The following is a 26,877-nucleotide window of genomic DNA, read 5'->3' as shown; positions in this document are numbered from 1 at the left end:
GTGAGTAAGTCATGATAATTGAGTATATCTGTTGAGATGTTTTATCTTATAACATTTTTATACTTAATGCACTATAGATGTCTCACGATTTCCATATACTTTTCCCGCTTCACTCCAAGCGCTATGATCATCACCATATTTCTCATATGCTGATACAAGAGTTTTAAGCTCATTTGGATCACTATGCGGTTTCATAATATCTATGGCACCATTATCTAGTAACTCTTTTCTGATCATGACACTGTAAATCGCAGCGCCTCCTTCTCCTTTTAGCTTGCTATCAATATAAGCATCTCTACTTGATATGTCGATTTCTCCTTGATAGGTAGCATGACCTACCTCATGAGTGAGCGCATGCATAGCCATGGCTGGCTTATCTTTATAATATTCAGAAACTACTATTTCTTTATCTTCATAATTAGTATATGTTCCTTCAGAATCAGGACCATACATTATGTCCCAACCTGCTTCTTGCAAATCTTTGATATTTTCCTGCAACGTAGGTGAGTCAGCTGCAATTTCATCAACGTCATCACCTAAATTAGTGATGACATAGTCATCTTCAGTAGGCTCCTCATCATCCTCTACAAAGCTATTCCCAAATAAAACATCAGGCTCCGACTTCGCAAACTGCAAAGGCGCTGCCTGTTCAATACTACCCACATCAAATCCTGACTCTGCAAATGACTGCTGACTAGCGATTAGTTTAGCGCCGCAGCTGGTGACATCACCGCCACGAGCAATGGGCGCGCCATCAATGATAAAAGAGGCATCACCACTAAGAATAGTGGTCACCTTTTTGCATTTTTTACAAATGACTTTATCGCCTATACGCGAGATTGGGATACCGTTATGAGTGGTGTGCGGTGAGCCGGAGATGACCGTCCCACCGTGAGAGGTCTTTGCGCCGACTGTGATATAGGCTGCCATAGTGCTACCTTGCTTAAATGCCCAAAGTGTAGACTCTTAACTGGAGTCTATTATTTGCATCACATTATAGATGGCTAAAGCGTTAAATATCAAACTTAAGTTTAACTAGAAGCAGAGCTCATATCTCAAGATTAGCCTGCGCAAAGCATAAAAGCGTTAGAATGACTGACGGTAGTAAGGACTTGAGACTTTTTAATCAGTATTAGTATAAGCAAAAATCTAACCTTCCAGCTGCTCACTCAACCATTTAGATACGTCATCAATCTGCGCCGCCAACTCCGCATGCGCTTTGCCTAATTCGTCCAGCTTGGTTTTGATGTCGGCTTTATTGTATTTAATGCCAGTCAGCGTGTCTTTTAATAGGTCAATCAATTCAACGTTTAGCGCATCAGAGAAAATGACGACCTCGCGTATCACTGCTTGCTTCACATCAAGGTGCAAATCAATAATGCCCCAATCAAAGCGTGTCTCGATATGATGGGAAAATTCAGGCGTCTTACCAAAGCGCCAATCCCAATCTGCCATTTGTTGATAGTATTTATTCAGTGTTGGTTGCTTGGCGAGACTGGCTTCATCCAACTCTTCTACAGGTGCAGTATCTCCATAATACTCACGAAACGCCTCAATAATTGCCTCGGATAAAGTCTCGTGATTAATAGACTTGTTAAATTCTACTAAGTTAGCGACGCGCGCGCGGACAGATTTAATGCCTTTGGCTTTGAGTTTAAGCGGATGCGGATTGAGATAATCGCCCAGCTTTTGCATATTGGCATTTACCAGTAATGTGCCGTGATGAAAGCTGCGATCCGCTGCATGTTTAAAGGCGCTACCTGATATTTTCTTCTCACCGACTTGCATGTCGTTACGACCAGATAAATTCGCGTCTATGCCGAGCTTTTTTAGCGCATTGATAATAATGGTAAAGTTTGCTGCTTGGTCGTAATCGGCTTTGGGTGATAAAAAGGTAAAGTTGGTATTGCCCAAATCATGAAACACCGCGCCACCGCCACTCTGACGCCGCGCCAAAAACACATCGTCGTCTTGCATTTTATCGATTTTGCATTCTACCCATGGGTTTTGCGAGCGCCCAATGACCACGGTCTCGCTATTGCGCCATAAGAATAGTGTGTGCGAGTCGGGATTGAGGGTATTAAATATCCAATCCTCGGTCGCGAGATTAAACCAAGGGTTGGTCACGGCAGACTTTAAAATGCGCAGTTTCATTTTTTGTCCTTTTTCTCGAATGGTTTTTCTAGAGTGAATATTATAAATAGATACCGTCATTGTTGCCGATGCGAGGTCGGAATTCAATGGGGGTGTGGTAGGGAAGAGGATTTGAATATTTTGATTAGATTTTAAGAAGAAGGTTTTTTAAGTTTTTGATGGATGGTTAGTTTTTGGAGCTGATCCTGCTATGCGCTTGTATCTAACTTGTCGATGGCGTGCGGACTGGTTTGTCTGGTGGCGTTCCAACATTCGAGCGACCACCACCAGCCATAGTCCGCATCGCCATCGCCTGCGTTAGGATACCGCTGCTATCAGGGCTAGCGGTGAGACCTGCTACCTTCTACGCATCTAGCGTGATTGAAACTATAGTCGTTAGCAATAATTCATAGATTGACGTTTTAGACTATAGAATTACGGAAAATAAAAGCTAGATAAGATTCCTAGCCTATATACCAAGTAACTTTGCGAGCCTGTCTCTAGCTTCTAACGTACTTTTAGGTACTTCAGAGCTAAGTTGTGAAAAATAATTTAATGTACCATCCAAAGACATACTTTCTTTTTTCAAGAAATCTAAATCTAAATCATTAGAAACTCTCAATAGAAAGTTACTTTTTTGACGTAACTCTTTAAATTTTTCATTAGTTGGTTGTGTTTTACCATTGCATAAGGCAATACCTGTAATGACAGGAACTTGATTGTTTGAATATTTACGAGTTTTCTGCTTATTTATGGTATGACCGTGTCTTTCAACTATTTTAGACATAGTATTAAGCATACCCATATCAACTTTTTCACCTGAGATAGTGACATCGTCAGCATATACTGTAAGACAGATTTTTAGTGTTTCTGCCAAACTATGCATTTCATCAAACATTGTTCTATTAACTAAAAAATTTAAATAGATGCTTACTTGACTTCCTGTAGGAAGATGATTGTCATAACTACATATTTTGGAAAGCAAAAAAGCAATATCGGGAGAGCACTTTAAGTCGTTTTTAAAAAACATCCTAATCTTATCTTGAGTAATGTTTTGATAAAATGCTTTGATATCAAAAGTTATGACTTGTTCTGAGCCTAGATGAGTCTTTGAATTTGTGATATGGGAATATTGCTTTTTAAAAGAATGTAAATAGGTAGGCGTATCTATACGAGACAGAAGACTAGCAAGCTTATTATGTATTACATATATTTCATTGAAAGGCTCTTGAATCTCTCGATCATCTTTGTTCGTAAAAACATTGTAACGACTATCATTGTTACCATTTAGCTTCCTAATATCCTTTAAAGGCATAGCAAGTAGTACTGAAAGCTTTTTTAAACTAGATAGTCTATATAAAGGAGACTGATGAATTGGGTACTGTTTATTGAAGTGTCTAACTTTGAGTTTTCTCTTTTTTTTCATCAACAGAATCACTCCATTCTAGTAATTTTAGTAAAAACTTCCTTGATTTTACTTTAAGCTTGTTAATAGATGAACCAGAGCCACTATTTAGTTCTTCGGAAAAGTATATTAAGGATGATACTGGTATATCAAATAATTCTGAGTACTTTTGAAGCAAATCTAAACTTGGTGACTTTTTACCACTCTCAATCTCAGATAAATATGAGTTAGAAATACCTATACTATTAGCTAATTCGTTTTGTTTCATGTTATGAAATTCACGAATCTTTTTAAGAGCTTGATTAATCATATGAACCTCACATGCGTTTAGGATGACACTCAAGAATCCTTATCAAAATAGCTGTCAAGCAAGTCAAAGAACTTTAACACTACTAACAATCCTTTGAAGAGTTTCCAGATGAATTTTTTCTTACGATTCTTGAGTGCTCGTTGGGATTTAATAGGTTCTTTCATAAATAACTCCTCTAATAAAGTCAGCAAAATGCTGACCTCTCATCGTAATTAGAGGAAAGACGTGTCCCAACGACAAGTCCCAATGCCACACTCTTGCGCTCATCGCAAGAGTGTGAACCCTCGGTTATTATGCTCTCTGTGTCCGTAGAGTTCACAATACCCGGGAAAGGATTAGAGAATAAATATTCTCCACAGGTATGAATTGATACCTAAATAACAATGATGAGATTTCAAGTCTTGAAACCTATTAACGAAATAATAGTAATACATATATTCGTTAAATGCAAACTTAATTCGCTGTCAGCGTATAAAATACTAATAAATATTTTGATTTTTTTAATAAGACATTGTTTTTTTAAAGTTTTTTAATTCACCTCGTGTCAGAGCAAATGTGACTTATATAATTCATCTCCCCTTGTTATGTTAAGGCAACCACAACTACCCAAACCGTGCTAGTGCTTCGCCCAGATGAGTAGATACAAGCAGATGGCAGGAAATAGATTCCACAATTCCAAAACCCAAAAAAACTCCCCTCAAGAGCGCTTTCTATATAACCAAATCCTAAAACCCCAACTCCCTACCCAAAATCTTCCCTCAAAATCCTCGCCATATTCCTCTCAGCAAGTCCAGTGATAAATACGTACGGATTGACTCCCGCGCTACCGGGGATTAACGCGCCATCTTGCACATAGATATTTTTATGGCCTTTAACGCGCCCCACTTCATCCGTCGCCAACCCCAACACGCAGCCACCAAGCGGGTGATAGCAGAAATCATCGCCGAAACCGTTATTGAATAACAGGTTAGCCTTAGTGCCGCCATTGGACTCGCCAAGCTTGTCTAGTAACTCTTGAGCGGCGTTTACTGAGTAATCGTTTTGCTCACGTTTCCAGTTGAGCTTGACGGTTTGCGTCGCTTTATCATAGTAATAATTGCCGCGTTCTGGGTTGTCAGTGATGGCGAGATAGAGCGTCGTCCACGTCTCAAGCCCTAACGGTAATGGTGCAAGCTCAGCAAAGATTTTGTACTTTGAGCCACCTCTATCGCCGTCCCACATATTGATGCCTTTAACGGGAATGGTAGATTGGGTAGTGCCAGCAGCGTGGACAAAATTGCGCCCCGTCATAATGTTGCCATTTGGTCCCCAATGTTGACCAATATGCTCGTTTAGATGATTAAGCTTGCCTTCGGCTTGGCTTTTTAATAATAGCTCTGAGGTGCCCGTACTGCCCGCATTAAGGAAGAGCTTATCGCAGGTATAATGCTCAACTTTATCCACGCCGCCAGTTTTATTGATGACATGCACTTCTAGGCGCAGTTGGTCGTTATCGAGCGCTTGAATAGTATTAACTTTGTGCAAGGTTCTGACCGTGACATTGCCCGTGGCTTCAGCGTCTTTTAGGTAGGTTAAATCCAGTGAATACTTGCCAGCGTTATTGCCATAGATAACTTCACCGCCGAGCGCTGATTTATAGACTTCGCCGCGGGCTTCTTTTTGCATATAGTCAAAATCGTAGCTATTACCGAAAAACTCTGTTTTTAGTCCCGCTTTTTCGGCTTGGCGTTCAGCAGAGCGGGTGAATTCGTAATGCTCGGATTGATTAAAAAATGACTCCGGAATTTGGCTGACTTTTAATGCTCGCATAGCACGCGGGAAGTAAGTGTTGTACATCTCATCAGCATCAATCCAAGGAAACGTTTCTTCAAAGTGCGAGCGTCTGGGCTGAATGGCAATCGCGCCATTGACGATAGAGCCGCCGCCGTAAGCACGCCCTGCAAAGATTTTCATATCCTCATATTCGATTAAATCTAAAACTCCAGGGTACTTTTTGATAGGTATCGGAATGGGGATAGGAGCGTTTGGCATATTGCTAAACCAGCTTGAGCGTTTATCAGCGCTAATCATTTTGCAAAAGATATCATGCTTGGGGCTTCTATCCCAGCGCATACCCATCTCAAGGATTAAAACCTTGTGACCTTTTTCGCTCAATCGCAGCGCCGATACCGCACCGCCATAGCCACTACCAACGATGATATTAGGAAAATGCCCAGCTTGGATGACTTTACTCGGTAGCTTTGGCTGCTTAGCAAGCGTTTGGCAACCACTCACCGCAGCGGAGGTGCTGATAGCGCCTAAGCTTAAACCCATGGCTTTAATCAGTTGGCGTCGTTGCATGGTGTATCCTAATTTGATATTTAAGCTAAAAAAAGCCTGTATGAAATAATATTAGCTTTTGACTATAAAGGTGCGCTAAGCCAAGCGAGCATCATATTAGCAAACATAGGTTGCGTTATTATTTCAGTCACACGATTGCTGTAGTACTTATAGGCAAATCGGGCTTTCGTTCATCGATTACTCTTACCAGTTTTTAGCCAATGACTTAGCCAGTTACTTAGTCAATTATTTTTAGAGTAAGGCGTAAACTTGACCAAATAGGGAATTTCGCTTATTATCTTGTTTCAATGTACTAGAACACAAATACATCAAAACATTTTTATCATTAAAAACACTAAATAATTCGGCAAAGACAACAATAGTAGTAATTAATTTAAAACAATAAGGCTTAACTATGACAACGAAAAATACCGCCACGGGCTACGGTTTACATCAATCCATCTTGCCGAATAGCGATGGTCTATATGGTGAGTTTGGTGGCAAAATTGCTCATCCTGAGCTTGCCAAAGCCATGAGCGAGATCGAAGTAGGTTTTCGTGAAATTATTAAAGACGATGACTTTATCAAAGAGATGAAGCGCTTGCGTGAGACTTATGTCGGTCGTCCAAGTCCCATTTATCATGCGCAGCGTTTGACCCAGCATTGCGGCGGCGCGCAGATTTATTTTAAACGTGAAGATTTAAACCATACGGGCGCGCATAAGATTAATCACTGTTTGGGTGAAGTGTTATTAGCCAAAAAATTAGGCAAAAAAAAGGTAATTGCGGAGACGGGCGCGGGGCAACATGGCGTCGCATTGGCAACGGCAGCGGCCTTGATGGGTATGGAGTGTGAGATTCATATGGGTGTGGTCGATATTAAAAAAGAACATCCAAACGTCAGCCGGATGAAGATTTTGGGTGCCAATATCGTGCCAGTCTCACGCGGCGCAGGGACGCTAAAAGAAGCAGTCGATAGCGCCTTTGAGACTTATTTGAATGAGCTTGATACCAGCATGTTTGCGATTGGCTCGGCATTGGGGCCTGCACCATATCCTGAAATGGTCAGCTATTTTCAGTCGGTGGTTGGGCATGAAGCACGGGCGCAGTTCTTAGCGACGACGGGTAAGCTGCCTAATAAGGTGGTCGCTTGTGTTGGCGGCGGCTCCAATGCTATTGGCATGTTTAGCGGCTTTTTTGATGATGCAGAGGTACAAAAAATCGGCGTAGAACCCGCAGGCGAAGGTCTGGATACTCCTAATCATGCGGCGACGATGTCACTGGGCGTGAAAGGCGAAATTCATGGTTTTAAATGTTACGTGCTGCTCGATGAAAAAGGCGAGCCAGCTCCCGTACATTCGATTGCTTCTGGTCTTGATTATCCTGGGGTTGGACCACAGCATTCGCATCTGCGAGATTTAAAACTGGCCACTTATGAGTCGGCGACTGATGCTGAATGTTTAGAAGCGTTTATGGCATTGTCGCGCCTTGAGGGTATTATTCCTGCCTTAGAGTCGGCACATGCCATCGCTTATGCGATGAAAATCGCCAAGGATATGTCAGCGGATGAGACGATTTTGGTCAATTTGTCAGGGCGCGGCGATAAGGATATTGACTTTATTTTGGATAAAGTAAATTTGTAGAAGAAATCAGTGATAAATACAGAAAATACAACATCAATCGAGCAATTAAAAATTTATCATCGAGGTTTTTTTATCACACGATACTTTTTACGACTGAGCCTTTTATAACTGCGCTTTTATGATGAATTTGTTGATAACAATCATTTCATAACGAGAAGTTCATAAATAGCCATTTTATAAGTAAGGAGCAATCGTCTAACGCTTGATAGGATCACCCCATGTCTAACCGCGACCTCATTATTTTTATCACCTTATCCTTTATGTGGTCGCTGTCTTTTATTTTTTATCGTATCGGCGTGCCTGAATTTGGCTCGTTAGCTTTTGCGAGCCTTCGTGTGGTCTTGGCTGGGCTGACCATGCTGGTTTTTGTTTTAATCAGCCCAAAAAACAGAGAGGGTATACGGGATAATTGGAAAGTGTTGACGCTGGTTGGATTATTTTCTGCGGCTATTCCCTTTATCCTGTTTGCATTTTCAGCGCGCTCGGTAAACGCAGGGGTGTTGGCGGTGCTTAATGCATCTGTGCCGATGATGAGCGGTTTCATCGCCAGTACCTTTTTTAAAGACAGACTGTCAAGAACACAAATTCTCGGTTTAGTTATCGGTGTTATCGGTGTGATTATTTTGATGAGTGAAAACTTATTTGGCGGTAGCGGGCAGGGCGCTGAGTCAAGTTCAGGGTTGCTACCAATGGGCTATGCGTTATTGGCCTGTGTCGGTTATGCCGTCGGTGCCAATATCACCAGAAACTACTTATATAATGTCTCACCAGTCGCTATTACCGCAGGTTCGCTCATCATTGCCAGTATTATCATGTTGCCGATAGCAGTCTATGAATTCCCATATGGTAAAAGCATTAGCCTTACTGCTTGGGTTTCTGTCATTTGTATTGGCGTCTTTTCAACAGCTATTGCCTTGATTTTTATGAATCAATTGATAAAAAGTATTGGTCCTATGCGTGCAACCAGTATTACCTTAGTGATTCCGATTTTTGCGATTATATTGGGTTACTTATTGCTTGGTGAAGCATTGGACACACCTGCGATCATCGGCTCGATGGTGATATTGTTTGGCACTTACTTGTCTTTAGAGTTGTCCATTAAAAAGATGCTCAAGTTGTAAAAATCTCGATTGGGTCTTCGTTCAACACGCTCCAAGTAGACTTTTGACTGAAAGGTTATGAGTGCATATCATTGATAAATAATGTTATTTTGCTATTTATGTTTTTCAATGATTAAAGCCATTCGCTTAATAGGCTAATAAGAGGCGTTGAATAATGAGTATTATCAATACCGATATCATGCCATATTGATATTTTTGTTGGTCATTTTTCCTTGGAATTATCACGTTTGCCCCCTATAAAGACTACGGATTATAAATAGCGTATTAAAAAACGAGCGCGCTATTTATTCATTAATAACAAACCAATCATTATGGTTTTATAACAACAAATAAGGCTTTTTATGGCACACGATAATTTATTTGAACCCGTAAAAATGGGTACGCAAACCCTAAAAAACCGCATCATCATGGCACCGTTGACACGTCTGCGTTCGATCGAACCTGGTGATGTACCGACGGCACTTGCTGGAGAGTATTATTCACAGCGTGCGAGTGCTGGGCTTGTTATTACTGAAGCGACGCAGGTATCTTTTCAGGCAAAAGGCTATGCTGGCGCGCCGGGTATCCATACCCAAGATCAAATCACTGCGTGGAAAACCATCGTTGATAATGTCCATGCCAAAGGTGGCAAAATTGTCGTACAGCTATGGCACACAGGATTGGTTGCGCATGAAAGCGTGCAGCCTGATGGCAAAGCACCGATCTCAGCGTCTGATGTGCATGTCGGTGTGCGTACGTCATTGCGTGATAGCAATAACCACGCCATTCGCGTTGAAGCGACTACGCCACGTCCAGCGACACTTGATGAGATTAAGCAAGTCATCGCTGATTTTGCCCAAGCGACCAAAAATGCTAAAGAAGCAGGCTTTGATGGGGTAGAGATTCATGGTGCGCATGGTTATCTATTGCATCAGTTTTGGGTTGAGCAAACCAATCAGCGTGATGATGAGTATGGCGGTAGCCGTGAGAATCGTGCGCGTCTGACCCTTGATGTTATCGATGCTTGTGTTGATGCGTGGGATGCTGATCATGTGGGTATTCGTATCTCGCCACTTGGCACGTTTAACAATGTAGAAGCAGGCTACAACGAAGACGAAAACATTTGGCTAGTTGAACAGATCAACAAGCGTGGTCTGATGTATTTGCATATCTCTGAGCCTGATTGGGCAGGTGGCACGCCTTATAGTGATGCATTCCGTCAGCGTGTCCGTGATGCTTTTGATAATATGATCATCGCTGCTGGTGGCTATACTGCTGAAAAAGCGGAGAAAAATATCAAGGAAGGCTATATCGATGCGGTTGCTTTTGGCCGTGATTATATCGCCAATCCTGATTTGGTTGAGCGTATCCGACAAGGGGCGGCGCTCAATGAGCAGCACCCAGAGAGCTTTTATGGTGGCGGCAATGAAGGCTATACCGATTATCCATTTCTTAACCAAGCATAATCGATAATCAGCTGCCCTTATGATTAGCTAACCTTAGGGTGTGTTAAAAACACCCTCACCGTTAGCCGATACATAAGCACATAATAAAAAGCCACCTGACGCAGACCGTCAGGTGGCTTTTTGATGCCTGTATTTTAACTATTTGACAAAGTTGCCCGTTTGGTAATCCCGAAACGTTTGGCGGAGCTCTTCTTGGGTATTCATTACAAAGGGTCCATAACCTGCGACTGGTTCACCGATAGGTTCGCCGCTTAATAGTAAAAGCTTGACTGGTGCTTGCTCGTCATTTTCGGTAGCAGGATAATGCAGCTCAATGTTATCAGTAGCCAGTGTTTGCTGAGCTTGGTCATCAGTACGGTGCTGAGTTGGCGCATCAAATTGAATCAAATTACCGGCACTGACTGACGTACCATTGACCAGTAGCTCACCTTCTTGTACCAGTAGTAGCGTATTGTGGGTGTTGGGCACTTTTAGCGTCGTCGCACCCTCAGTATGCAGCTCAATATTCCATAAGTTAATCGGAGTAAAGGTATTTGCCGCGCCTGTGATTTCTTGCCATGCACCAGCAATGATAGCTGCCTTACCAATCGTCGTTTGGTGGTCAGGGTTGCTGCTGTCGATCAACTCAACGATAGGCAGATCTGCCCGTTTGATGCTTTGATAGTTTGGGTCGGTCAGTTTGTGCGCACTTGGCAAGTTAACCCACAGTTGCACCATACTAAAGACGCCACCGCGTTTACCGAAAGCCTCCGAATGAAACTCTTCGTGCATGATGCCACGACCTGCGGTCATCCATTGCACATCGCCTTTTTGAATAATTCCTTGCCCGCCTACTGAATCGGCATGACTGATTTCACCTTCGTAGGCGATAGTGACGGTTTCAAAGCCTTTGTGTGGATGCTGTCCGACTCCATGCGGCTGTGTTTTATAATTGGGGTTCGGATCAAAGGTCGTTGGTTTGCCATAATCGAATAACAAAAACGGGTCGGTATGGCTATAATTAAAATGAGGATTATCGTCAAGATGGTTGATTAAGGTCTTTACATAGAAACCGTCACCTACCCAGTGCGGCGCTTTATCACCATGAATATTTTTAATAGGACGCATTTATTACCTCGTCAGACAAAACGTATTTTTTAATAAAAAAATTCTGTTAAGTTAAGCTACATTTATAGCTACCTATATTGTGTTTATTTTAATAATTTATCAAGGACTAATATAGATAAAAGGCAACTTAAGTAGAATAAAAATAGGGATATCTCGTTAGGGCGTGGTGGGCATTTAGCCATGACACTGTTTATAAATGCTATCTGTAAGTGCTATCTGTAAGTGCTGCCGATAAGCACTGCTTATGATTAAACAATGCTACATCGTTATGATTAAATGAGGCTAAACCACTTCACCGCAGACAAAGCCACTGGCCCATGCCCATTGGAAGTTATAGCCGCCAAGCCAACCAGTAACATCCAGCACTTCACCGATAAAGTATAAGCCCTCTTGCATGTTGCTTTGCATGTTCTTTGAGGAGACTTCATCAGTTTTTACGCCGCCGCGGGTCACCTCAGCGGTACGATAGCCTTCTGTACCAGAGGGTTTGAGCTGCCAGCCATTCAAAGTCGCGCCAAGTTCCGTCAGCCGCTCATCTTTAATATTGGCAAGTTCGGTGTCTTTGATATCGTCCCAAAGGTGCGTTTGTAGCGCGGCAAGCAGCTTTTTTGGTAGCTTATTACTGTCATCGCCACTATCGGTATAATCCGCGACGACTGTCCGAATCAGTTGCTTTGGGTGCGATTTTTTGTGCGCAAGGAGCAGCGCTGTCATGTCGATATTTGGCAGCAGGTTGATACTAATGGTCTCGCCAGTATGCCAATAGTTTGATAGTTGTAGCATAGCAGGGCCTGACAGTCCGCGATGGGTAAACAACATAGGCAATTTAAAAGAGATGCGCTCATTGCTAGCGATGACTGGCAAACTAATACCAGCCAAAGATCGGATAAGCTCACCCGTTTTATCCGTAAAGGTAAAAGGCACTAAGCTGGCATCGGTTGCGATCAGCGTGTGCCCAAATTGCTGCGCCAATTCATATCCCAAACCACTGGCTCCCATCGTTGGAATAGACAGTCCGCCTGTGGCGACCACGAGTGACTCACAGCGGTAGCCTGTTTGCGGCAGTTTGGTTTGATTGGCAGATTCTTTTCTCTCTTGCTTTTCTTTTTTGCTAAGCTGCTTGCTGGTCAGTAATTCAAATTTGGCGTTCTTGTCATTTTCGACAGCCTGTACACTGTTAATCTGCGCATTTAGCTGTACTTGTACACCAGCTGCCGTACATTCTGCGAGGAGCATGGTCAAAATATCTTGCGCTGAATCATCACAAAACAGCTGACCATGTTCGCGCTCATGGTAAGGGATCTTATGTGCTGCCACCATACTGATAAATTCCCAACTGGGATAACGACTGAGCGCTGATTTACAGAAATGTTGATTGGCACCGATAAAGTGTTCAGGCTCCACATAGTAATTGGTAAAGTTGCAGCGTCCGCCACCTGACATGAGGATTTTTTTGCCCGCTTTATTGGCATGGTCTAATACCAGTACGCGGCGACCACGGCGACCCGCTGTGAGCGCACAGTATAGCCCTGACGCGCCAGCGCCGATGATGATGACATCATAGTGGGTGTATTGTGATGCATTGCGGTGATTGCTCATGGTAGTCTCATAAAATAATAGGTTTAAAAACCAGCCACCAAATCCGTCATCGAATCAACAACGCCGATTGCTTATCTTTATAGCAGCAGGTCAATAAAAGGGTTTGGTGAAGGGTGTATTTTGGCGTCGTATCTCGCGTGTAGCTATTGTCCATATTTCATACAAGGTTACAAGGGTTAAATGTCATATCATTATCTGATATCTAGACGGTGATGCCTTTATTTATACCAAAATAAAAGTTTATGCCAAAATCAAAACATGTTTTAAATTAATCAATAGCAAGATTAAAAGCGAGTAGATGCAAAACCACACCTCGTCAATAAATTTTATCATGGGTGATCAAGTATACCGCTATATAGGCATATTGTTATGAATGGCTTTTGATACCTTGCAACCGTTCTGCTTATTTGTCAAACTAACCGTGAGTGTCACACATTATGGAAGATGACCCTTATCACCTGTACAGGCAGTCGTTTTCGACCGTTATGCATGCAGGTCATAATAATTAAAAAGGACAAATACGATGACTCAAAAATCATTCCCCATTGCGGCCGAATTTATCGCTGCTGCCAACACTACCGCTGAACAATACCGCGAAGACTACGAAAAATCTATCGAATCACCTCAGGCTAATGATGCTTTTTGGGCGAAGCGTGCCGAGCTGATCGATTGGATAAAAAAACCGACCAAAATCAGCGACGTTAACTATGATTTGGATGATTTTCGCATAAAATGGTTTGAGAACGGCGAGTTGAATATCTCTGTCAATTGTCTCGACCGACATGTCAAAAAAAATCCTTACAAGCCTGCCATTATTTGGGAGGGTGATCACCCTTCACTGCACAAAATCATCTCCTTTAAAGAGCTGCATCAAGCGGTCTGTCGCTTGGGTAATTCCATGCGTAAGCTTGAGGTTAAAAAAGGCGATCGCGTGACCTTATATATGCCGATGATACCTGAGGCAATGATAGCGATGCTGGCATGTACACGTATTGGTGCTGTACATTCCGTGGTCTTTGGTGGCTTTTCTGCTGAGAGCTTGGGCAATCGCCTGATAGACAGCCGCTCAAAAATCATCATTACGGCTGATGAAGGCTTACGTGGTAATAAGCATACGCCGCTCAAAGCCAATGTCGATCGGGCACTAGATATGGATGGTACTGATAGCGTCACCAACGTCATCGTCGTTCATCGTACGGGCAACTCTGTGCCGATGAGTGGTCGCCGCGATGTTTGGTATCATAATTTGGTCGATGGCGAGTCAGAACATTGCGAGCCAGAAGTCATGAATGCCGAAGACCCGCTATTTTTATTGTATACCTCTGGCTCTACTGGCAAACCTAAAGGTGTGCTGCATACCACGGGCGGCTATATCACCTATGCACTCTCTACTTTTCGAGATGTGTTCGATATTAAAGACGATGACGTCTACTGGTGTACTGCGGACGTAGGCTGGATCACAGGTCATACCTATGCAACCTACGCACCGCTTGCCAATGGTACGACGACGGTGATGTTCGAGGGTGTACCAGAATATCCCACATGGGCACGCATCGGTCATATTATCGATAAGCACGATGTGACCATTCTGTACACTGCACCGACGGCGATTCGAGCGATGATGAAGGAGGGCGATGTCTTTGTGCGGGAGTCTGATCGTTCAAGTTTGCGACTACTCGGAACAGTCGGCGAGCCGATCAATCCAGAAGCATGGGACTGGTATTATCATGTCGTCGGTGGCGGCAAGTGTCCGATTGTAGATACTTGGTGGCAAACTGAGACAGGCGGCATTCTCATGGCACCGATACCAGGCGCGGTCGCCCTCAAGCCGGGTGCAGCGATGAATCCTTTGTATGGTATCAAGCCAGAGATTGTTGATAGTGACGGTACTATGCTAGAAGGCTCTGCTGAAGGAAACTTGGCAATTAACAGCAGTTGGCCGGGGCAAATGCGTACCATTTATAATGACCATGAGCGTTTTTTACAGACGTACTTTAGTGAGTATCCCGGTTATTATTTCACTGGTGATGGGGCGCAGCGTGACGAAGATGGACATTATTGGATCACGGGTCGCGTCGATGATGTGCTTAACGTCGCAGGGCATCGTCTGGGAACAGCAGAAATTGAGAGCGCCGTGGTCGCGCATCCCGCGACAGCGGAGGCCGCCATTGTCGGGATGCCGCACGAGATTCGCGGCATGGGCGTTTGTGCTTTTATTATTTTAAAATCGGGTGAACAAGAGACAGAAGCGCTAAAAGCTGAGCTGAATCGACATGTTCGCGCTGAGATTGGTCCGATTGCCAATTTGGATGCTATTCATATCGTTGAGGCACTACCCAAAACCCGCTCGGGTAAAATTATGCGCCGTATTTTACGTAACCTTGCGGCAGGTCAATATGTTGGTTTGGGTGATTTGTCTACTCTTGCGGATAGCTCGGTGATTAATCAGCTGGTTGAGGTAGTCAAAGCTGCGCGAGGAGAGTAGGCTAAATTATCGATAATGAGATATTGCTAAAAGCACGCTCAGTAAATAGACGATTAGCGTTCAGAAAAGTCATGTTATGAAAACTAGCATGGCTTTTTTACGCAGACGATATTGATATCAACAAACTTTAAAGGTTCAATACTTTCTATAACCATCTTATCTAACGATAACCATATTATCTAAAATATTCCTACTATTATCACTCCCTTTTTTATCAAACATTATATGAGGCCTGCTGTCATTATGACCAATCATTCTTTGCCCGCTGTCGTTACAGAATCACCAAAAATCGCTATCATTGGTGGTGGTTTGACGGGGCTGTTTACCGCTACATTATTAGAGCGCGCCTTTGCTCAGAACATAGCACAAGATAGTGCGCAAACACCCTTACCGCAAATCAATGTCTTTGAAAAGTCACGTAGCGTAGGGCGTTTAGCCACTCGATATCGTACTGATAGTCACACTGGCAAAAACTGGCAAAAACTGGCAATGGGCATTTGGGGCACAGTTTTTTACGGCTAAGACGGCAAGTTTTAAGCAATTCATTACGCCTTGGTTAGAGACGGGATTGCTACAGCCATGGTGCGCGCAGGTGATTGATTTAACACCAGCGAACCATGATATTCAATCGCCTGATATTCACATCAAAGAGCAATGGAACACCACGCAAGCCCGCTATATCAGTACGCCAAAAATGACCAGTTGGGGGCGTACACTGGCTGATGAGTTGCAGTACAGCACCATAAAATTTAAAACCCGCGTTGCACCATTGGCTCAATATGATAATTCTCTAGCGGAAAAGGTTGATAAAAAAACTGAGCTATTTGACGAGACTGGTGCGAGTCTAGGTCACTTTGACTGGGTGATATGTACCGCGCCTAATGGTCAGACCATAGAGCTAATGGCAGAGAGCGGCTTTGCTGAGCAAGCCAAGATTTCTAAGCCAAAAATGCTGGCGTGTTATACCCTGATGTTAGGATGGGATAATTTTGATACATTACCAAAAATGTTAAGCGCTCAAGCAGCGCCACGCTGGGATGTGGCTTATCTGAATGACTCTATACTCGATAGAATATTTGTCGATCACCAAAAACCTGCTCGCGATGACCTGCTACCCAGTGTCACTATTCATGCGCGCAACGACTGGTCAGAGCAGCATGTCGATGACGATATGGAGACGATCAAAGCGCAGTTATTAATAGCTGCCAAGCAAGCATTGAATTGGAATGATGAACATGCTCCTAGCCAAATAGATTGCCATCGTTGGCGCTATGCCGCCACTGTTTCTGATAGTGATAAAGAAGCATTAGGCATCTTGATAGACGAGTCTCATCAATGGATTGTCAGTGGTGATTGGTGCGGACAAGGCAATATCGAAAGTTGCTATCAAATGGCACAGCAGACGGTTGAGGCAATCAACAAAGCAAAATAATGGCGAAAGTTTACTTAGCGACTGACGCTATCCGAAACTGGACTTTAAGGGTGTTTTCTTAATATGACAAGGTGATAACGATGTTTGGATTCGATATAGATTTAGAGCTGATGGGCTATCATTTTTTCCAGTTGGGTATCGCCTTTATATTGTCATTACCGATTGCCCTTAATCGTGAGATGAAAGACAACGGCGCGGGGTTAAGGACGTTTCCACTGGTAACCATTGCGTCATGCGCGTTCATGTTGGTTGGTATGGATATTTATGATGCTACTGGTGAAGCGAGAATCATGTATGCCATCATCACAGGTATGGGATTTATCGGTGGTGGGGCGATTTTTAAAAATGAAAAAGGCTCAAAGGGCACTGCCACGGCAGCGAGCTTATGGAATACAGGTGCCATCGGTATTTCGGTGGCTTACGGTCGTTATGAGATTGCCATTATATTATCGGTCGTTGGCTTTTTGATTTTGCAATTCTCAGAGCCCTTTAAAGTTAAAAAATACTAAGCGATGGGTGCGATGAGTTAACGTGCATATACACTTAAATACTAAAGAGACTATAAATCAATACTATATAGTATCTCTATATCTATATGATATAGCAAGAAATCTATAACTTATTGAAAATAAAGGATAGTTTATGAGTACCAGATTGAGAGGTAGTGTACTGACTTGTGCCATGCTAGCACGAGGGGATAAGCAGGTTTTATGCGCGGTCAGTAATGAGAGCGACGAGCAAGCGATGGCTAGTATCGATAGCACTGAATATGATTCGCTAAAGCACATTATTTCTTTTGATAATGATAACTTCTCCTGTAAAGAAGGCGTTGAATGGCAATGCGCCATACCAGTAAAAAAGTAGAACTTTTTTATGATGATCTAAATCTATAGCCGCTTATAACTGAAAGTTTGTATATTAATTTGTAATACTTTAATTGAAAATAAAGCTGTCCAAATTGCTAAGAAACAGTTATATTCGTATAACATAATATACAAAATAGTACGAAGTTAGAGGTGAATATAGTGCTTAGAGGAAGTGAGCTGACTCGTGTAATGCTTGAGCATGGCTGCCATGAGATATGGTGTGCGGTAGATGATAATAGTGATGAAGAAGCTATGTGTGATCAAGATTCAAACGATTTTACTGCCCAAATCGTGTCTTATCATAACAACAGATTCTATTGTACTGCTGGTACTGCGTGGCTATTCGCTGTGCCAATTAAGATAACTGCGATGACACTGAGTGATGTAAAGCTCTGAATACCTTTCTTTGTCTTATTAAGTCATCGCCGACTCATCATTTGTATTATAAAAACCCACCTTATGGTGGGTTTTTCCTTGTAAGCAATATGCCGCTTTTTAGATTATTGCTCAAACAATACAGATTTTTGCAGATAGTCATACTTGTATATTACAAGAACCTTTAACTAAGCATAAATTACAGGCAAAAAAAGAGCCCACAGAGGAGGAACTGTGGGCCGAGGAAAACTGATCGTGTAAAGGAACTACAGAGGCAGTGGTTGTGACCTATTGTTATTATGAGTGTTTCTATATTAACTAATATTAGGGTGGTGGTGATTAATTCAATAACTGCATATATTTACTTACATATTTAAGTGTACAAGTGTTTTTATCAGAATCGCTATCATAGCGCAATTGGCAGCGGTTTGGCTATTTTGGTTACATGACATTACGTTTAGAGCTTATAAGAGAGAAAATTAATGTCGTATTGTATCTCCAGTAGATGAGTCTTTTAGTCGTGTCATATCTAACATTGAAAAATGCGTAGCAAAGTTTTGTAGTTATATATGAAAGATTGATTAATTTTAATAGTATAGTCATTCCACTATAAAAATATTACTGCGTTAACCTCGCTTGAAGTATTAGATATACATCTACACTGCGATGCCTTGTACTAGGTTTAAATTCAACCGACTGTTTTTAAATGCAACTGACTATATCGATAACTGAATAGCTAAAGAGATGGCATGACGACCTGCGTGAAAAATGCTAAGCTATCTACCATTAATATGTCTATATAAAACTGGGTTTGCCATGACTGAGAATACGCATTTGCATACGCAGGAGCCGCAAAATACCAAGAGTATTTTTAACTTGCCTAATAACCTTACTATCGCGCGGATTTTAATGATTCCGCTATTTGTCGCGATTGCTTATTGGCCACCTGCTATGGGGATTGGCATGCCTGCTATCTCAGACAATGTGATTGCGCGGGTCGGCATGAGCGAGTTTAGTGATAGCTTGTTACGCCATTTACTTTTGACTAGCGTTTTTATTATTGCAGCGATTACTGATTGGCTTGATGGATATTTTGCCCGTAAGCTTAATGTTATGTCAGCCTTTGGTCGTTTTTTAGACCCTGTCGCTGATAAGTTAATGGTGGCGGCGGCGCTTATTATCTTGGTGCAATGGCATCCCAATATTATTATGGCAATCGCCGCGATTGTGATTATCTCGCGTGAGATTGCGGTGTCAGCGCTACGTGAATGGATGGCAGAGTTGGGCAAAAGTACCAGTGTGGCAGTGTCATATGTCGGCAAGCTAAAAACGACGTTTCAAATGGTGGCTATTACGGTACTTTTATTAAACTGGGAGTCGCTCGAAACGATCGGTTATGTGCTGATGGTTGCTGCTGTTATTTTGACACTATGGTCGATGATGATTTATCTCAAAGCGGCTTGGCCGTACCTAAAGCAAAGCGGGTAAATATATAACGCAGATATGGTCAACAAACAACATAGACAACAAAAAACGCCAGTCGCATTAGCCGCTGGCGTTTTTTATGGTCTGTTTGAAATACGGCTGATGTTGCCTATTTGTCTTAGACATTGTTTGTATGGTTGATATATACTCAAAATTAGTAAACAAAATACAAGAAAATTGATCGAGCTATCATGAAACGGCATTCAAATAAGGAAATAAGCATGACATTACATCAGACACAGTCGGGCGTTGCCGTATTATTGTTGGCATTATTAACGGGGTGTTCTTCTGGCTCAAACATGCAAGAAGAGTCCACCTCAACCATTCAGCGAGAAAAATCTACCCAAACAGATGCTACTGCAGAACGTTCCACTCAGGACGCGGCAGAATCTGAGCGTTTGGGGACAAAATGGGGCGATGACGTCGACTCAAAAGTGACGACTGTTGATCTGCGCCGTACGAGCAGTGAGCCTATCGAGCAGATGCAAGTCCGTTATGCTGATAAGTCTTATAATGGACGTGCGGTTAATAGCATATCACTACTGGCGGGCAAGATGGATTTTTCGATGGAAACGGACACAGATACGTTATCGATCTATCGAGATTCGGGTAATTATTACGTCCAAGGTCAAGCGGGTCAGGCCTACCGTTTGGTGTATCATAATAACAGCGACAACACTTATGAAATCGTCGCTAGTGTCGATGGAATCAATGTCCTCAATGGCAGCGCTGCCAGTCGCTATGACAGTGGATATGTGCTAAATCCAAATGATAATTTGGTGATTGAAGGCTTCCGTAAGAGCCAAAGCTCAGTAGCATCCTTTATATTTAGCAAACCAGAAAGTGCCTATGCTGCCAATACCAGCTCAGGCTCTATCAATAATACAGGTGTAATAGGTACAGCAGTTTATGGCCTATATGATCCATCTAAGCCGAAGCCTCAACAGCCGCAAGCTTACCCTGCGGACAATGGTTATGCGAAACCACCGCAGTAATGCCTATCGATAGAAAATAGATAACGCATAAAGAAACGCCAGTCGCATTAGCAACTGGCGTTTTTGTTCTTATTATTTAGGATTTGTGTAGCTTATACCATTTATAAAAACTAGAGTAGCAAGGAAAACGAGTGCAAGTACTACGCATTGTAGACTAAACAAGTTTGACACCGCTAATCGTAGTTTTTGGGATTGGTATTACAGCGTGACTGAGTTGTTTTCGCCCAAATTGGTCGCTTTTTTGCCATCCATTACGGCAGCAGTGGTCATCTTAAACATATTGACAACCGAGCTACCACTTAGCCAATATTCTGCACCATGTGGTACGACTTTAATCAGCTGTACATTTGGATCTTCTTTACCTTGCTCATAAAAAGCATTGTAGATCGGCGACCATAGCTCGTCTAATTTCTCTTGGTCTTCGACCAGTTCCGCTTTGCCATTAATTGAGACATAATTTTTGGCATCTTGACTGACATAAGCCAAGTTTACTTGCGGGTCTTTCTCAATGTCACTCACGGTTTCGGTACTCTTGTCACCGATGAACCAAATCTCTTTTGCACCGATGCTCGTCTCGCTCGTTGTCATTGGGCAGGCATGCAAATGACCTTCGTGAGTACGAGTTGTCATCATAGCAAACTTGATGTCTTTTACCAATTCTTGCACTTTATTGATATGGTCTTGTCTACTCATAGTAAATCTCCCTTTCTTTATTTTGATTAAGTCGTAGTGATTAAATAGTTGATTGTTTATAGTAGTTTTTATTCAGGCTAAGTGTTTTCCAAATTAAGCGTTTTTCAAATATCGAAAATCAGATGAATTGAGAAAAACAATCATCGCCTTAACAACTGAAACTAGAATACCGAGTTGTGACCTTGTGTTTATATAGGTTGCCCGTAAGGCGATGTGAGGGTTTGTAAGGACTATAAGCTTTAGGTAAAAATTGTGACGATATCGCTGTTAAGTTTCTATTGTGAAAGTACCATGTTGTAAAAGTAACAAGGGTTTCAACGATGGCAAAGATTTCACTATTATTGAATAGCAAGCATCAGCAATTTATCTTGGTTTTGACCTGCTTATTACAGGGCTTCTTGTTATAATACCCAGACCATTTACTTTGCATGGCAGAGATGCCTTGATCTTACGGATTATGCCTTTATGATGACCATCGCCGGACAACCGTTTCTTACCGATTTTCAGACGCAGCAACTCATCAGTCAGTTCCAGCAAAAAACCGAGCTAAATGTCAGCCAAATCCATACCCAGCAAGTGTATGTGTTATCACGAGAACTCGAAGGTGATGAGCATAAAAAAGCGCTAGACTTACTTGCTGTCGATAGTAGTACTGTCCTTGCAGCCCCAAAAAACAATCAGTTACAAGTCATCGTAGGTCCACGTTTTGGCACGATTTCGCCATGGGCAAGTAAAGCGACCGATATCTTTAATAACTGTGAAATTGCGATCAATCGCGTCGAGCGTGTCGTTGTCTATACGCTGACCATCGATAGCAAGATCAGTGAAAAGCTGTCTACTGCCGCTGAGCAGGTGTTGTTTGACCGTATGACGCAGAGTTTGGTCTATAACTTGAGCGATGTCAGTAAATTGTTCGACGATCAAGCGCCAGCATCACTGAATCATATCGATGTCATCGGACAAGGTCAGTCGGCGCTAGAGTCTGCCAACACCCAGTTTGGCTTTGCGCTATCTGTCGAAGATATTGATTATTTGATGAATGCGTATGTCAATGAGCTAAAACGCAATCCAACGGACGTTGAGCTGATGATGTTTGCACAGGCAAACTCAGAGCATTGCCGTCATAAGATTTTTAACGCTGAATGGACAGTCGATGGCGCAGTACAGCCAAAATCACTGTTCCAAATGATTAAGAACACTTATAAAGCCAATCCACAAGGTATCTTGTCAGCGTATAAAGACAACGCTGCGGTGATGGCAGGTTCTGAGGGTATGCGTTTTTATCCAATTCCTACCGACGCGATGGATGCCAATTCAATTCATCCTTATGACTTTCATCAAGAAGAAATCGATATTTTAATGAAAGTCGAAACCCATAACCATCCAACAGCGATTGCCCCTTATTCGGGTGCGGCGACGGGTGCTGGTGGCGAGATTCGTGATGAAGGCGCAACTGGTCGTGGCGGTAAGCCAAAAGCAGGTCTCACAGGCTTCCACGTATCACATCTACATATCCCAGAGCTTAGCGAAAAGTGGGAGCAGTCAGGTCAACTGAGTACGCAGGCTTACGGTACGCCAGATCGTATGGCAACCAGTCTTGAAATTATGACTGAAGCGCCACTCGGTTCAGCCAACTTCTCAAACGAATTTGGTCGCCCTAACCTATGCGGTTATTTCCGTAGCTTTCAGTTGGATACGTCAGCGGCAAAAGACGGCAGTGAGATGCGCGGCTATCATAAGCCAATCATGCTTGCCGGTGGTTACGGTAATATCAAACGCAACCTCATTGAAAAAAATACCATTCAACAAGGTGATTTATTAATCGTCCTTGGTGGCCCTGCGATGCAGATTGGTCTAGGCGGTGGTGCAGCGTCTTCTGTTGATAGTGGTTCACTTGATGAAGGCTTGGATTTTGCCTCAGTTCAGCGTGACAATGCTGAGATGGAGCGTCGTTGCCAAGAAGTGATGGATCGTTGTTGGGCACTAGCCGGTAGTGATGTAGATGTAAGTAATGGCGGCAAAGACGGCAACCCAATCGTTTCACTACATGATGTAGGGGCAGGTGGTCTGTCTAATGCCATGCCAGAGCTGGTCAATGACCACGAGATGGGCGCGGTACTAAATCTGCGTAAAGTTCCATCATTAGAAGCTGGCATGTCGCCAATGGCCATCTGGTCAAACGAAGCGCAAGAGCGTTATGTCCTCGCGATTCATCCAGAAAGCGAAGCCCAATTCGATGCGATCTGTGCACGTGAGCGTTGCCCGTATGCCATCTTGGGAACAGCCACGGATGTCCGTCAGCTAGTTGTTGACGATACGCTATTGGATGAGCAGCCAGTTGATATGCCGATGCAAGTATTGCTCGGTGGTACGCCGAAGATGAAGCGTAGCTTTGAGCGTCATGACACGAGCTTACCTGCATTAGAGTTAGGCGATGTTAATTTAGCTGAGTCTATCAAAGACGTGTTGCGTCACCCAACGGTCGCCAGCAAATCATTCTTGATTAGCATTGGTGACCGTTCTATCACGGGTATGGTAGTCCGTGATCAGTATGTTGGTCGTTATCAAGTGCCTGTATCAGATTGTGCTGTGACAGCGTCAGGCTTGATTGCGCTTGATGGTCAGGTGATGAGCGGTGAAGCCATGAGTATCGGTGAGCGTACACCAGTTGCGCTAATTAGCCCACAAGCCTCAGCACGACTTGCCATTGGCGAAGCGATTACCAATATCGCTGGTGCACGTATTGCACAGTTATCAGATATCACGATGTCAGCGAACTGGATGGCAGCTTGCGGTGATGATGCGGAAGACGCAGCATTATTTGACGCTGTTTATACCGTCGGCGAAGAGTTGTGCCCAGCACTAGGTATCGCGATTCCAGTCGGTAAAGATTCTCTATCGATGCGTGCCAACTGGACTGACAGCAGTGAAGCAGGTGAGACGGACAAATCAGTTGTGTCACCAATGAGCCTTGTGATTACCGCATTTGCTCCTGTGGTTGATGTGGCAAAAACGCTAACCCCTGAGCTAATCAATGGCGACAGCGCGTTCTACCGTATTGACTTGTCTAAAGGTAAGCTACGTCTAGGCGGTTCAATCCTTGCGCAGACGCTGAGCCAATTAGGTAACGATTGCCCAGATTTGGCACAGCCAAGCGACTTGGTTGACTTCTTTAACTTTGTCCAAGCGGGTAACGCGCAAGGCGTCATCAGCGCCTATCACGATATCGGTGATGGTGGTCTATTGGCAACTATCGCTGAGATGCAATTCACCAGTCGTCAAGGTATCAAACTGTCATTGACTGATGATAACTTACTCGGTCAATTGTTCAGCGAAGAATTGGGCGCGGTCATCCAAGTGTTACCAGAAAACTTCGCCGCATTGATGCAATTGGCAGAAGAGTTTAATGTTGCTGATATGCTCAGCCTCGTCGGTCAAAGCTCAGAAGAAGACAGCCTCATTATCCAAACGCCAACGCTTATGGGTGATGATACTCTCAGCTTTAGCCGTACTGAATTACAGCAAGCGTGGACTCAGGTCAGCTATCAAATCGCTCGTCGCCGTGATAATCCAGCGTGCGTACAGCAAGAGTATGACTTGATTGCTGATGCGAGCCATCAAGGTCTGATCGCTGCGCCGAACTTTGATTTGAATCAAAAGGTTGAAGAGCCATATGTAAACAGTCGTGCTGATTCTGATAACAGCAAACCAAGAGTCGCCATCTTGCGTGAGCAAGGCGTCAACGGTCAGACAGAAATGGCAGCAGGCTTCACGCAAGCTGGTTTTGAAGCAGTCGATGTACACATGAGCGATCTACTCAGTGGTCGCATCAATCTACGTGACTTTGATGGTCTAGTCGCTTGTGGTGGCTTTAGTTATGGTGATGTATTGGGCGCTGGCTCTGGCTGGGCAAACTCTATCTTGTTCCATGACGAGTTACGCATGCAGTTTGTCCGCTTCTTTGCCCGTCCTGAAACCTTCTCACTAGGCGTCTGTAACGGTTGTCAGATGATGGCTCAGTTAAAAGACCTCATCCCAGGTGCAGATAATTTCCCACGCTTCATCGCCAACCAATCGGCTCGTTTTGAAGCGCGTACGGTCAATGTGAAAATCGAGCGTACCAAGTCTATCCTGTTTAAAGGTATGCAAGACAGCATCTTGCCAATCGCTGTGGCGCATGGTGAAGGCTATGCCACACTAGACAATACCGAAATCGACGGTATGGCCAAACACGGTCAGCTTGCGATGCGTTATGTCGATAGCCAAGGTCATCCAACTGAGACGTATCCGCTCAATCCAAACGGTTCGGTCGGCGGTGTCACGGGTCTGTGTAGCACTGATGGTCGTGTGACGATTATGATGCCACATCCTGAGCGCAACCTAAAAGCCTATAACCACAGCTGGAAACCAGAAGAGTGGGATGAAGACGGCGCGTGGATGCGTATGTTCCGCAACGCTCGTGCTTGGTTAAGATAGACTGGTTGGAGTTATTTTAGATAATAAAAAAAGGTGGGCGTAAAGCTCACCTTTTTTTTATGTTTAGCGCTAATATATATCTTTGATTTTAACTTTAATAAAAAATTAATTTTAATATCTGAATTCTTGAAAAGGATGCTATATGTCAGAAAAATTTGGTAGCTTCTTGAATAGGCTTCGCCCTCTATCTTACCATGTTAATAATGAGCTCAAAGAAACCTTGTTTAAAAACGAGGCTTATCTAGATAACCGTTCAAGCTTTATTGAGTCAAGCGTAGTTTCTTGGTCAAACTCTTACAAAAAATATTTATTTCTATTAGTGGTATTATGTTTTGCAATTAGCATAAATATATATTTATGGACGAAATTTCTTTCATCTTACGTTCAAGCTAAGCCAGACTCCAATTGGCTAGGCATATTATTGACTGGCCAAATTACAATTGTAGGTTTAATTTATCCCTTAGTAATTTCGCTTGTTAGTATTTTATTTCAAGATAAAGCGGGCAAAAAAGTCATCTTTTCTTTATATCAAAAATTTTCTGGTTTTATGTTTGCTGGTTTGAGTGGCCTATCATTAGCTATTGTTCTTGCGTTCAGTCTGATTCTTAATGAAAGTTTGATACCTGAGTTCAGCTTACTGTTGAGCATGACTCTAATTTCTTGGTTTGCTTTTAACTTATTTTTGACAATTTGGTTCTTTTTAAAAACACTAAGCATTCTAGATGAAAATAAGAAAAATGAGTTTGTCTTTCGATTTGTGACAAATGAAGTGTGTAAATCTGATTTAAAACAGAGAATACGAAAGATTTATCTTGAAAACTTATTTCAAAACGGGTTATTAAGAGCTGTTGATAGTAATATATTAGACTTATCGAATAGTTTGATGTTAAATCAATACGATAAAGAAATTAGCTATAGTGCATTAAGTATAAAAATGTTATAAGATAAAACATCTCAACAGATATACTCAATTATCATGACTTACTCAC

Annotated in this window: 21 protein-coding genes; 13 read left to right on the top strand and 8 right to left on the bottom strand. The window is 42.9% G+C overall.

Features of this window, described 5'->3' with window-relative positions; translation table 11 throughout:
* Nucleotides 1-63 precede the first annotated feature (63 nt).
* The 5 genes from JMX82_RS13240 to JMX82_RS13220 all read right to left on the bottom strand — a co-directional run bounded on the left by JMX82_RS13240 (nt 64) and on the right by JMX82_RS13220 (nt 6,188).
* Complete coding sequence (locus tag JMX82_RS13240) at nt 64-930, bottom strand: PAAR domain-containing protein (protein ID WP_201540878.1); 867 nt, start codon at nt 928-930, stop codon at nt 64-66.
* 219 nt (nt 931-1,149) lie between these two features.
* Nucleotides 1,150-2,154, bottom strand: a complete 1,005-nt coding sequence (locus tag JMX82_RS13235; RefSeq protein WP_201540877.1) for a lipoate--protein ligase — start codon at nt 2,152-2,154, stop codon at nt 1,150-1,152.
* A 448-nt stretch (nt 2,155-2,602) separates the two neighbouring features.
* A complete protein-coding gene (locus JMX82_RS13230; protein ID WP_201540876.1) occupies nt 2,603-3,559 on the bottom strand; it encodes a reverse transcriptase family protein in 957 nt (318 codons plus the stop codon).
* Complete coding sequence (locus tag JMX82_RS13225; protein WP_201540875.1) at nt 3,531-3,848, bottom strand: helix-turn-helix domain-containing protein; 318 nt, start codon at nt 3,846-3,848, stop codon at nt 3,531-3,533. Before JMX82_RS13225 ends, JMX82_RS13230 begins: the two co-directional genes overlap by 29 nt.
* 741 nt (nt 3,849-4,589) lie before the next feature.
* Nucleotides 4,590-6,188: a GMC oxidoreductase gene (locus tag JMX82_RS13220; protein ID WP_201540874.1), complete on the bottom strand. Its 1,599-nt coding sequence runs from the start codon at nt 6,186-6,188 to the stop codon at nt 4,590-4,592.
* A gap of 394 nt (nt 6,189-6,582) precedes the next feature.
* Between JMX82_RS13220 and trpB the strand changes: the two genes are divergently transcribed.
* The 3 genes from trpB to JMX82_RS13205 all read left to right on the top strand — a co-directional run bounded on the left by trpB (nt 6,583) and on the right by JMX82_RS13205 (nt 10,375).
* Nucleotides 6,583-7,809: a tryptophan synthase subunit beta gene (gene trpB / locus JMX82_RS13215; RefSeq protein ID WP_201540873.1), complete on the top strand. Its 1,227-nt coding sequence runs from the start codon at nt 6,583-6,585 to the stop codon at nt 7,807-7,809.
* Nucleotides 7,810-8,027: 218 nt separating this feature from the next.
* On the top strand, nt 8,028-8,930 hold the full coding sequence (locus JMX82_RS13210; protein ID WP_201540872.1) for a DMT family transporter: 903 nt from the start codon (nt 8,028-8,030) through the stop codon (nt 8,928-8,930).
* A 341-nt stretch (nt 8,931-9,271) separates the two neighbouring features.
* Nucleotides 9,272-10,375 (top strand): alkene reductase, encoded by a 1,104-nt coding sequence (locus tag JMX82_RS13205; protein ID WP_201540871.1) that lies wholly within the window; start codon nt 9,272-9,274, stop codon nt 10,373-10,375.
* A 138-nt stretch (nt 10,376-10,513) separates the two neighbouring features.
* Here the strand turns inward: JMX82_RS13205 and JMX82_RS13200 are convergent, their stop codons facing one another.
* Nucleotides 10,514-11,482: a pirin family protein gene (locus JMX82_RS13200; protein WP_201540870.1), complete on the bottom strand. Its 969-nt coding sequence runs from the start codon at nt 11,480-11,482 to the stop codon at nt 10,514-10,516.
* Between the two features lie 282 nt (nt 11,483-11,764).
* Nucleotides 11,765-13,081: an NAD(P)/FAD-dependent oxidoreductase gene (locus JMX82_RS13195; protein ID WP_201540869.1), complete on the bottom strand. Its 1,317-nt coding sequence runs from the start codon at nt 13,079-13,081 to the stop codon at nt 11,765-11,767.
* Between the two features lie 523 nt (nt 13,082-13,604).
* Here JMX82_RS13195 and acs point away from each other — a divergent pair.
* The 8 genes from acs (at nt 13,605) to JMX82_RS13160 (ending at nt 20,719) form a co-directional block, all read left to right on the top strand.
* Complete coding sequence (gene acs / locus JMX82_RS13190) at nt 13,605-15,566, top strand: acetate--CoA ligase (RefSeq protein ID WP_201540868.1); 1,962 nt, start codon at nt 13,605-13,607, stop codon at nt 15,564-15,566.
* Between the two features lie 243 nt (nt 15,567-15,809).
* A complete protein-coding gene (locus tag JMX82_RS14300; RefSeq protein WP_227676790.1) occupies nt 15,810-16,088 on the top strand; it encodes an NAD(P)-binding protein in 279 nt (92 codons plus the stop codon).
* Nucleotides 16,089-16,158: 70 nt separating this feature from the next.
* The gene (locus JMX82_RS13185; RefSeq protein WP_227676788.1) at nt 16,159-16,998 is read left to right on the top strand and encodes an NADP transhydrogenase subunit alpha; all 840 of its coding nucleotides are present in this window, start codon (nt 16,159-16,161) and stop codon (nt 16,996-16,998) included.
* 80 nt (nt 16,999-17,078) lie between these two features.
* Nucleotides 17,079-17,507, top strand: a complete 429-nt coding sequence (locus JMX82_RS13180; RefSeq protein WP_109591139.1) for an MgtC/SapB family protein — start codon at nt 17,079-17,081, stop codon at nt 17,505-17,507.
* A 133-nt stretch (nt 17,508-17,640) separates the two neighbouring features.
* The gene (locus JMX82_RS13175; RefSeq protein WP_201540867.1) at nt 17,641-17,862 is read left to right on the top strand and encodes a hypothetical protein; all 222 of its coding nucleotides are present in this window, start codon (nt 17,641-17,643) and stop codon (nt 17,860-17,862) included.
* Nucleotides 17,863-18,023: 161 nt separating this feature from the next.
* Nucleotides 18,024-18,260: a hypothetical protein gene (locus JMX82_RS13170; protein ID WP_227675952.1), complete on the top strand. Its 237-nt coding sequence runs from the start codon at nt 18,024-18,026 to the stop codon at nt 18,258-18,260.
* A gap of 795 nt (nt 18,261-19,055) precedes the next feature.
* Complete coding sequence (pgsA, locus tag JMX82_RS13165; RefSeq protein ID WP_045443785.1) at nt 19,056-19,727, top strand: CDP-diacylglycerol--glycerol-3-phosphate 3-phosphatidyltransferase; 672 nt, start codon at nt 19,056-19,058, stop codon at nt 19,725-19,727.
* Between the two features lie 218 nt (nt 19,728-19,945).
* Nucleotides 19,946-20,719 (top strand): hypothetical protein, encoded by a 774-nt coding sequence (locus JMX82_RS13160; protein WP_201540866.1) that lies wholly within the window; start codon nt 19,946-19,948, stop codon nt 20,717-20,719.
* A 198-nt stretch (nt 20,720-20,917) separates the two neighbouring features.
* Here the strand turns inward: JMX82_RS13160 and JMX82_RS13155 are convergent, their stop codons facing one another.
* Nucleotides 20,918-21,412, bottom strand: coding sequence for a pyridoxamine 5'-phosphate oxidase family protein (locus JMX82_RS13155; RefSeq protein WP_193009253.1), 495 nt, complete (start codon nt 21,410-21,412; stop codon nt 20,918-20,920).
* Nucleotides 21,413-21,877: 465 nt separating this feature from the next.
* Between JMX82_RS13155 and purL the strand changes: the two genes are divergently transcribed.
* Nucleotides 21,878-25,888: a phosphoribosylformylglycinamidine synthase gene (gene purL / locus JMX82_RS13150; RefSeq protein WP_201540865.1), complete on the top strand. Its 4,011-nt coding sequence runs from the start codon at nt 21,878-21,880 to the stop codon at nt 25,886-25,888.
* Between the two features lie 142 nt (nt 25,889-26,030).
* Entirely contained in the window at nt 26,031-26,831 is an 801-nt protein-coding gene (locus tag JMX82_RS13145; protein WP_201540864.1) for a hypothetical protein, read from the top strand.
* Nucleotides 26,832-26,877: the final 46 nt, after the last annotated feature.

The sequence above is a fragment of the Psychrobacter sp. 1044 genome (genome assembly GCF_904846525.1).
In the GTDB taxonomy this organism is placed as follows: Bacteria; Pseudomonadota; Gammaproteobacteria; order Pseudomonadales; family Moraxellaceae; genus Psychrobacter.
This window is presented reverse-complemented; position numbering and strand designations above follow the sequence as displayed.

Excerpts from the sequence above, each read along its gene's own strand:
- JMX82_RS13210 (WP_201540872.1), top strand. The coding sequence starts at position 8,028 with ATGTCTAACCGCGACCTCATTATTTTTATCACCTTATCCTTTATGTGG.
- JMX82_RS13225 (WP_201540875.1), bottom strand. The coding sequence starts at position 3,848 with ATGATTAATCAAGCTCTTAAAAAGATTCGTGAATTTCATAACATGAAA.
- JMX82_RS13200 (WP_201540870.1), bottom strand. The coding sequence starts at position 11,482 with ATGCGTCCTATTAAAAATATTCATGGTGATAAAGCGCCGCACTGGGTA.
- JMX82_RS13205 (WP_201540871.1), top strand. The coding sequence starts at position 9,272 with ATGGCACACGATAATTTATTTGAACCCGTAAAAATGGGTACGCAAACC.
- pgsA (WP_045443785.1), top strand. The coding sequence starts at position 19,056 with ATGACTGAGAATACGCATTTGCATACGCAGGAGCCGCAAAATACCAAG.
- JMX82_RS13175 (WP_201540867.1), top strand. The coding sequence starts at position 17,641 with ATGAGTACCAGATTGAGAGGTAGTGTACTGACTTGTGCCATGCTAGCA.
- JMX82_RS13160 (WP_201540866.1), top strand. The coding sequence starts at position 19,946 with ATGACATTACATCAGACACAGTCGGGCGTTGCCGTATTATTGTTGGCA.
- JMX82_RS13195 (WP_201540869.1), bottom strand. The coding sequence starts at position 13,081 with ATGAGCAATCACCGCAATGCATCACAATACACCCACTATGATGTCATC.
- JMX82_RS14300 (WP_227676790.1), top strand. The coding sequence starts at position 15,810 with ATGACCAATCATTCTTTGCCCGCTGTCGTTACAGAATCACCAAAAATC.
- trpB (WP_201540873.1), top strand. The coding sequence starts at position 6,583 with ATGACAACGAAAAATACCGCCACGGGCTACGGTTTACATCAATCCATC.
- JMX82_RS13230 (WP_201540876.1), bottom strand. The coding sequence starts at position 3,559 with ATGAAAAAAAAGAGAAAACTCAAAGTTAGACACTTCAATAAACAGTAC.
- JMX82_RS13220 (WP_201540874.1), bottom strand. The coding sequence starts at position 6,188 with ATGCAACGACGCCAACTGATTAAAGCCATGGGTTTAAGCTTAGGCGCT.
- acs (WP_201540868.1), top strand. The coding sequence starts at position 13,605 with ATGACTCAAAAATCATTCCCCATTGCGGCCGAATTTATCGCTGCTGCC.
- JMX82_RS13235 (WP_201540877.1), bottom strand. The coding sequence starts at position 2,154 with ATGAAACTGCGCATTTTAAAGTCTGCCGTGACCAACCCTTGGTTTAAT.
- JMX82_RS13180 (WP_109591139.1), top strand. The coding sequence starts at position 17,079 with ATGTTTGGATTCGATATAGATTTAGAGCTGATGGGCTATCATTTTTTC.
- JMX82_RS13240 (WP_201540878.1), bottom strand. The coding sequence starts at position 930 with ATGGCAGCCTATATCACAGTCGGCGCAAAGACCTCTCACGGTGGGACG.
- JMX82_RS13155 (WP_193009253.1), bottom strand. The coding sequence starts at position 21,412 with ATGAGTAGACAAGACCATATCAATAAAGTGCAAGAATTGGTAAAAGAC.
- JMX82_RS13145 (WP_201540864.1), top strand. The coding sequence starts at position 26,031 with ATGTCAGAAAAATTTGGTAGCTTCTTGAATAGGCTTCGCCCTCTATCT.
- purL (WP_201540865.1), top strand. The coding sequence starts at position 21,878 with ATGATGACCATCGCCGGACAACCGTTTCTTACCGATTTTCAGACGCAG.